This window comes from Synechococcus sp. R55.3 (assembly GCF_047461975.1).
Classification (GTDB): Bacteria; Cyanobacteriota; Cyanobacteriia; order Thermostichales; family Thermostichaceae; genus Thermostichus.
On the sequence record NZ_JANSIG010000113.1, the window covers coordinates 1 to 7,974 of the forward strand.

The following is a 7,974-nucleotide window of genomic DNA, read 5'->3' on the forward strand; positions in this document are numbered from 1 at the left end:
AGCAAGGGATCCCAACGCAAGCAGCGGCGGAGCGGGCGCGGCTGCGCATCTTCGGTTCCAAGCCAGGGGCCTACGGGGCCGGCCTACAGGGGCTGATCGAGGCACAAAACTGGGAAACTGAGGCGGATCTGGCCCGCGCTTACCTCAACTGGAGCAGCTACGCCTACCGGGCTGAGGCTGAAGGACAACCCGCCCCCGAAGCCCTGCGGCGGCAATTGGCCCACCTGCAAATTGTGCTCCACAACCAAGACAACCGCGAGCACGACCTGCTGGACTCCGATGACTACTACCAGTTTCAAGGGGGGATGGTGGCGGCAGTGCGGGCACTCCAGGGCCGCAACCCCCAGATCTACTTTGGGGATCACGCCCGCCCCCACAACCCTAAAATCCACACCTTGGCAGAAGAAATCGACCGGGTCTATCGCTCCCGCGTGATCAACCCCAAGTGGATTGCCGGTGTTATGCGCCACGGCTACAAAGGCGCTTTCGAGATGGCCGCCACCCTGGACTATCTCTTCGCCTACGATGTCACTACCCACGCTGTGCCGGATTTCATGTACGCAGGGCTGGCCCGCGCCTACCTATTGGATCCCCAAGTCCAGGAGTTCCTGCGATCCCACAACCCTTGGGCGCTGCGGGACATGAGCGAGCGACTGCTGGAAGCCCACCAGCGGGGCTACTGGCAAGAGCAGGCCCCAGAGCTGCTGCCCCAGATCGAAGCCTTGATGCTGGAGATGGAAGCCTACCTGGAATCCTGCCCCCCTGTGGCGAAAGAAGGTTAAGTTCTGCTAAGCTTTTCTCATCCAAACCAGTTGTGGAGGGATCCCAGGCCATGAGCAAAGCCGAGCTGTTGCGGGAGATTCTGGGGCCGCTGCTGGAAGACTACCGCTACTGGTTTGAGCGTTCTCGCCGCTTTTTGCAGGAAGAGACCCTGGAATTGATCAGCCCAGAGGAGCAACAGTCCTTGCTGGAACAGGTTCTGGCCGCTCAAGCGGAGCTACAGGTGGCCGAAGCGCTTTATCAGGCGTCCGATCAAGAGGTTGGCATCGACCCTGGGCTGATGGCAAAATGGCATCGCCTGCTGATGAAATGTGCCGAATTGGGCCGTCGATTTCGCCAGATTCACCCCTCCTCTGACCTGTGATGCTGCAGATTCTCTACCTCATCGCTTTTGTGGCCATTGCCTTTTTGGCCCTGCGCAACTTGGTTGCCAATGTCATCACGTTGGGCGTGGAAGAGCGCAAGACCTCTCCCCGTCGCGCCCGCCAGCGGATCCCTCACCCAGAGCTGCTGGATGAAGATGGCAACCTCACCGAAGAGCCTCTGCTGGTGATTCGCTCGGCCAGCTTGGAAGAAGCCCGCAGCCGTTTGGAAGATCTCTATTCCGGCTCGCCGGACGAAGACTAGGGGAGTTTCTTGGGCTTCCTCTCTTGGAGGGGCTGCAGTAGCCTGGAAAGGTGCCGTGCGCCATCTGCCCAAGCGTCTGGTGGGCAAGTCAACCGAGATGGGATCCGACTTCAACGTGGAAGCCGTACTGGAAGCGGTGCTCAGCAAGCTGAAGGTTTTGGCGGAAACGGGACAAACCTTTGGCCAGCCGATCACCATTGGCGAGACGATCATCGTCCCCTACATGTCCCTACATTTCGGCTTGGGTGGGGGAGGGGGCAACTTCGGCAAAACTGCTTCTGGCTTTCGCGGCAACGGCGGGGATCCGGCCAGCCTGTTCGGGGGAGCAGGGGGCGGGGTGCGCATCGAGCCGGTTGGCTTTCTGGTGATTCGGGGGGAGCGGGTGGAGCTGCTGACCACCGCCCAGAAGCCCGACCAGTGGAACCAACTCAGCGAGGCCTTGGTACCCCTGTTGCAGCAGTGGCTGCAGACTCGTGCCGGGATCCCATCCGACCGGCCCGGCTAGCCGCGAATGTGAAGGCGGGATCCCTGGGGAGAGGGCTGTACCTCGATGCGGTGGGGGAAAGCATCCTGCAGGCTGGGGATGTGGGTGATCACCAAGATGCAGGCAAAGTCGGGGGCGATGGCGTTGATGGCGGCCAGCAGTTGGGCGCGTCCGGTGGCATCCTGGGATCCAAACCCCTCGTCGATGAGCAGCGTTTGCAGATCGGATCCCGAGCGCTGGGTGAGCAGGCGGGACAGGGCCAGGCGAATGGCGAAGTTGATGCGGAAGGCTTCTCCGCCGGAGTAGGTCTCGTAGGGGCGGGTGCCGTGGGGATCGGCGATGAGGATGTCGAGGGTGTCATAGGGACTCCGTCCCGCTACGGAGGACAGCTTGGCCGGTGAGCAATAGCGTCGCCCGGAGCGCTGGGTAACCAATTGCAGGTGCAGGCGGTGTTGGGTAAGGCGGGCCAGGATCTGGTTGGCCTGGGCTTCCAGCTCGGGCAGGACATTTTCGACGATCAGGGCGGGGATGCCGTTGCGACCATAGGCATTGGCCAGCTCTTGGTACACCTGCTGCTGGCGGCGGGCCTGCTGCAGTTGTTGTTCCAGCTCGGCTTGCTCCGCCTGCTGTTGAACCGCCTGTTGTAGCCGTTGCTGGGCAGCCCCTATCTGAGACAGCACCTCATCCAGCCGCCGGCGGTGCTCCCGCAGGGTTTGGCGGATCCCTTCCAGCTGAGCAGGCAAAACCTCGGGATGCTCCGCCAGTTGTTGCTGAAGCCGTTCCAACTCTTGGGTGGCCTGGGCAAAGTGCTGGCGGCTTTCCTGTAGGCGTTGGGATAAGGCTTGGGTGCGGGCTGCCACCTCCGGCAGTTCCTGGCGGGCCACCTGTAGGGCTTGCAGGCGCGCGGGCCAGAGCTGCGCTTGGGCCAGTTCGGCTTTCACCTGCTGGTGCAGGGATCCATCGTAGCCCAGGTGGTTTAACGCCTGTTCCACCTGAGCCAACTGCTCCGCCAGGGGAGCATCCGATCGCGCTAGCGGGCCGGAGTCCTTGGATACCGCCTGTTGCAGGGTTTCCAGTTGTGCCTGTAGAGATGCGATTTGCTCGCAGAGGCGAGAGCGGCGCTCTTGGGCCTTGCGGAGTTCTTGAGAGCGGCCCAGGGCCCAGCGCCAGCGCTCCAGTTCTCCCCGTTGTAGGGCGTGCTCGCGCTCGTCATAGCCCAGTTGGTGCAGGGCCTGCTGGATCTGCTGGAGCTGTTGCCGAGCTTCTTGAGCGTAAGCTTCCCGGTCAAGGATTTCCCTCAACTCTGCCGCCTCTGCTTGCCAGAGCTGGATTTGCCGACAGCGCTCCTGCTCGGCTTCCCACTGCTGTTGCAATCGCCCTTGAAGGTGCAGGCGCTCATCCCAAGTGGCCAGTTCTTGGCTAAGACGGCGGTATTCTTCTTGCAAGAGTTCGATCTCCCGGTCGGCCACCGCCAGTTGTTCGCGGATAACAAACAGTTCGCCGGCAATTTCCTCTTGACGCTCGCGGTGTTTTTTCAGCACCACATCCCGCAGGCGCGGGCTGAGGGGACGGGCGCAGAGGGGGCAAGTCCAGTTGCGACGGCGTTGCGGAGCCATAAAGCCGGATCCCTGCGGCTCTGCTGTCGGCGTTGCAGGGGATGGCTCGGCAGGCTGGCCGACAGAAGATAGGGCCGGGGATCCCTCCTCTTGTTCTGCTGCCTCCTCGACAAGGGCTGTCACTCTTGCCAAAGTGGGGGTGACCTGATCTCGTTCGCTGCGCGGAGCACTTTGAGCGGAAAACACCTCTTGACCTTCCTCCCAGGTGGTCACCAACAGGCGGCAGCGTTCTTCTTCCTGTTGCCACTGTTGCTGGAGAACCCGCTGGCGTTCCTGGAGCTTTTGCACGAACAGCCGCCGTTCTTGGACTTTTTCCAACACCCGCTGCTGGTAGAGACGCCGTCGCTCCAGCTCTGCCAAGGCGGCCTCTCCTTCGGCGATTTTCTGCTCCAGTTGCTGCTGCTGTTGGGCTAGAGTTTCCTGGCTTTGTAGTTGCTGGCTGAGAAGCTGAACGCGGGCTTGCAGGCGTTCCCGCTCGCGGCGGATTTGCTCTTGCCAATGCTGTTGCTGCTGGAGAAGGACGGCGGCTTGAGCTTGGGCTTGGTTCAGGGCCTGGAGACGCTCTTGAGCTTGCTGGTAGTGGCGCAGGCCGATTTCGATGCGCTCCTGTTCTGCCAGCAATTGGGCATCGGCTTGGGCCTGGGCTTGGCAGGTGGCCAACTCCTGTTGCAGCCGTTGCATCTTGCGCAGTTGCTGCTGTTGCTGCTCTGCTTGCTGGGCTTGCAGCTTTTGGCGTTCTTGGAGCAGATGCTGCTGTTGCTCGAAGAGGTGGTGGAGATGGCGATCTTGGGCCATCAGGGCTTGGTAGCGTTCGTAACCCGCCAGGATGTCTTCACTCTGGGCAATCAGCTCTTCCAACTGGAGCAGGTGCTGTCGCTGGGCACGCCACTGTTGCTCGGTGTGCTGTAGGTTGGTGCCGAGCTTTTGCAAGTGTTGGGTAAGGTGTTGGTGGCGCTCCTGCAGGATGCAGCGATGTTCGTAGAGGCGCTCTAGGGCTTGCAATTCCTGCTGTTGCTGGGCTAGGAGCTGCTGCAGATGAGTTTGCCGTTGTTGGAGTCGCTCCAGCTCGGCTTGGATTTGGCCAACGTGGGCCTGTTGTTGGTTGAGCTGCTGCAGGCGCTCTTGGAGCAGATCGGCTTTGAGTTTGGCACTGCGCGCCTGTTCCCGGCAGCGGTCGGCCAGCAAATCGTACTGCCCCAACTTGAGCATGTCGGCCAAGATCTGCTTGCGCTCGCCGGGACGCTTCAGGGTGAAGGCATCTGCTTGTCCTTGTCGCAGATAGGCAGAGTGAATAAAGGTCTCGTAGTCGAGGCTGAGCTGACTTTGAATGGCCTGTTGGGTGGCGCGCATGCCGCGGCGGGTTAGGCTGCGCCAGCGAGGTTGGCCGTCGGTTTCTCCGGTTTGAATTTGCCACTCCAGGGATCCCTCGCCCGATAGATGACGGCTGCGCAGGATGCGGTAGGTTTGTCCTCGCGAGCGGTAGATCACCTCTACCCAGGCTTCGCTGGCCCCCTTGCGGATGAGATCGCTGTCATTGCTAGCCCGGCTTTGCCCCCAAAGGCCCCAGGTGAGGGCATCGAGCAGGGCAGACTTGCCTGCCCCATTGGGGCCACAAATGCAGGCAGTATGGATCCCGCGCAGATCCAAAACGGCATGAGCATAACAGAGAAAATTGTGCAAGGTTAGGCGAACCGGGATCACGGAAAACTCTGAGGGGCTCTGGTTGCCAGAAAAAATGGGGTTGAATTATTTAATCCAGAGTATCGCGATAGCGGTGCGGAGCATCTTGAAGTTCTTGGCAGGATCCCAAGTCTTACCTACTTTTTGGGGTCGCGTTGGTGGCGCAGAGCGCTTGGGAGATGCCCCTACTTTTGGGAATAAGCTGCTGGCCTGGGATCCGATTGCATTAGCCGCTGACACAGTTGGGCAATCTGGGTGGGGCTAGCCTCATCCAGCCAGCGGTGAAAGGCTTGGGATTCCTGAAGGCGGCCCATCAGCAGCGTGGGGATCTGCTCCGGACTGTCCAGTTCCGCCAGCCACTGCCGGGGAAAGCCGGTTGCCGCAGCCAGCTCGTCGGGATCCCGTTGGCCTGCCTGCCACTGTTGCATCAGCCAGTTGACTCGGGCGGGGATCTGCTCCCAGGGGGAGGCAGAAGCGGCCAGGATCAGGGTTCGGGGCTGTACCTGTTGCAGCAGTTGTGCCAAGTCCGCCGGTAGCCAGGGCCAGCGGGCCAGTACCAGCTCTTTCCCTTTGGGTGGTGGAACAAAGTTCTCGGCCTCCTGCCCGTCGTAACAGATGGCCCCCTGCTGCGAATCCGGCAGGGGTTTCTGCCGAAAATCTTGGATCTGTAGGCGAGGGGCGGAAATGGTGGGTGCCTGCCACTCTCCCGCAGGGCGCACCGCCAGCACTTTGCCCTGCCAAGGCTGTCTGCCCCGGTCATCCGCCTCCAACTGTAGGGCGATGTCCAAAGCCTGGCATTTTTGCCAGCGCTCCAGCTCTTCTCCGGCTTGCCAAAACCACAGGGTACGGGATCCCAGCTCAAACTTCAGGTGGCGACCATTCTGAGAAATCCCCAACTTAACGCTGCCGCAGCGAACATTCATCAGGGCTACGACGGGGTTGGGGTTGCCGTGCCCAAAGGGCTGCAGAAGCTGCACCTGCCGATACACCTCATCCAGCTCTGCCACCCCGTCCCGGCCCTGAGAGGCCAGAAGCTCCCAATCGATGACGATCTCCACTGCTAAGGTGCGAGCCTGGTGATCTGGGCTGACCCGCGCGGCCAGCTCCCGCCGCAAAGCCAGTTGTACGGCGGCCAGGCAAGAGAGATCCACTTGGATCCCGGCTGCCATAGGGTGTCCACCTCCCCCCAGCAACAGGGGGCGCACAGCCTCGATGGCCTCCACCAGGTTCACCCCCGGCAGGGAACGGCCCGACCCATAGCCCCGTCCCGCTGCTTCGTCTTTGGCGATCAACACCGTTGGGCAGTGGTACTGCTCCACCAAGCGCGCCGCCGCGATCCCCAGAACCCCTGGGTTCCAGCCGGCTTCGGCCAAAACAATGGCTCCTTCTCGGGCCAGATCCATGCTCTCCACCTGTTGGCTGGCCTCTTGGATCACCTGCTGGGTGAGGTGCTTACGCTCCTCATTGAGGGCAACAAAGTGCTGCACTAAGGCCTGGGCACGCTCTGGATCAGGGGTGGTCAGCAGCTCCACCGCCAGGCTGGCATCTTCCAGACGGCCAATTGCATTCAGCTTGGGAGCAAGGCGAAAGCCAACATCTTGGGCTGTTGGCAGCACGGATCCCTTGGGTTGGGCCTGATCCAACAAGGCCCGCAGCCCCAGCCGCTGGGTATTGGCCAGCACCGGCAGGCCCCGCTGCACCAAGTAGCGGCACTCCCGCTGCAACACCGCCACATCGGCCACAATTCCCACCGCCACCAAATCCAGGTGCTGCTCGACACCAGGGATCCCTAGGGCTTGGTAGAGCGCCTCCGCCAACTTGTAGGCCACTCCCACCCCCGGCAAGAAGCGCAGCGGATGTTCAGCCGGCAATCGCAAGGGGTTGACCACCGCATAGGCAGCGGGCAAGGGATCTGGCAGCATGTGGTGATCCGTCACGATCACATCCACCCCTTGGGCTTGGGCCATGGCAATTTCGGCGGTATTGCCCATGCCGCAATCCACCGTCAGGATCACTTGACAGCCCTGGGCCAGCACCTGCTGCAGCCGTTGAGGGTTGAGGCCGTGCCCTTCGGTACTGCGCAGCGGTATGGTGAACTGGACTCGGAAGCCCAAGGGTTGTAACGCCGAGAGCAGAAGACTGGTGCTGGTGACACCATCGCAGTCAAAGTCCCCCCAAATGCACAGGGTCTCTCCCCTTTCCCGCGCCTGTAGCAGCCGTGCCACCGCCCGCTCCAGATCTGGCAGGGATCCCGACGGTGTGGGGGAATAGTGTTCGGGATCCGCGAAGGCCCGCGCTTGCTCCCAAGTGTGCAGACCCCGCAGGGCCATCACCTTGGCCGCATACTTGCCGTATTCCCGGCTCAGTTGCGGATTGAACTGGGGGGGAGTGGGCAGCAGCTCCCAGCGGTATTCCATGCAAGCTCGACAGGGATAAAGGTTCCTAGGAGCCTATCAAAAACTGCCTGGGGAGAAAAGCAGCTTGGGATCCCCAAGAAGGCCTGGTGACCTGCTTATTGACAGCAGTGGGAAGCCACACAACAAGCGGAGGGGTGCTCGTGATTGTGGGTGGCACAGGCTTCGCTGCAGTAGAGTTGACCTTCGTAGCGATAGCCTTGGCTGCTCTCGAAGCTGCAGTTGCAGTGTTCACAGGCGCAACGGACAAGGGTGCTGGCAGACATGATTTTCTCTCCTTCTTTCTCGTTTTTTCCTAGGGATCCTCTTGTCGAAGATCCGCGTCTCTACACCCTAGCGGTTGCTCGGCAACGATGCTGAAACAAGAATCAGA

General features: G+C 61.3%; 7 protein-coding genes. 4 read left to right on the forward strand and 3 right to left on the reverse strand.

The window, feature by feature from the left end:
- From NW849_RS13305 to NW849_RS13320, 4 genes are all read left to right on the forward strand, one after another.
- Window positions 1–782 (forward strand): cobaltochelatase subunit CobN (locus NW849_RS13305; RefSeq protein ID WP_414358205.1); only part of this gene is annotated, 782 nt, incomplete at its 5' end.
- Window positions 783–832: 50 nt separating this feature from the next.
- Window positions 833–1,144 (forward strand): DUF2605 domain-containing protein, encoded by a 312-nt coding sequence (locus NW849_RS13310; RefSeq protein WP_414358208.1) that lies wholly within the window; start codon window positions 833–835, stop codon window positions 1,142–1,144.
- A complete protein-coding gene (locus tag NW849_RS13315) occupies window positions 1,144–1,407 on the forward strand; it encodes a DUF2973 domain-containing protein (protein WP_414358210.1) in 264 nt (87 codons plus the stop codon). Before NW849_RS13310 ends, NW849_RS13315 begins: the two co-directional genes overlap by 1 nt.
- A gap of 55 nt (window positions 1,408–1,462) precedes the next feature.
- Window positions 1,463–1,912 (forward strand): GerW family sporulation protein, encoded by a 450-nt coding sequence (locus NW849_RS13320; protein WP_414358213.1) that lies wholly within the window; start codon window positions 1,463–1,465, stop codon window positions 1,910–1,912.
- On the opposite strand, the gene NW849_RS13325 is transcribed toward NW849_RS13320, so the two are convergent.
- The 3 genes from NW849_RS13325 to NW849_RS13335 all read right to left on the reverse strand — a co-directional run bounded on the left by NW849_RS13325 (window position 1,909) and on the right by NW849_RS13335 (window position 7,867).
- Complete coding sequence (locus NW849_RS13325) at window positions 1,909–5,208, reverse strand: AAA family ATPase (protein ID WP_414358215.1); 3,300 nt, start codon at window positions 5,206–5,208, stop codon at window positions 1,909–1,911. The two genes, NW849_RS13320 and NW849_RS13325, sit on opposite strands and share 4 nt — an antisense overlap.
- Before the next feature lie 164 nt (window positions 5,209–5,372).
- Window positions 5,373–7,604 carry a single-stranded-DNA-specific exonuclease RecJ gene (gene recJ, locus NW849_RS13330; RefSeq protein WP_414358217.1) on the reverse strand — a complete coding sequence of 744 codons (2,232 nt, stop codon included), beginning with the start codon at window positions 7,602–7,604 and terminating at the stop codon, window positions 5,373–5,375.
- A 95-nt stretch (window positions 7,605–7,699) separates the two neighbouring features.
- Window positions 7,700–7,867, reverse strand: a complete 168-nt coding sequence (locus NW849_RS13335; RefSeq protein ID WP_083757636.1) for a hypothetical protein — start codon at window positions 7,865–7,867, stop codon at window positions 7,700–7,702.
- Window positions 7,868–7,974: the final 107 nt, after the last annotated feature.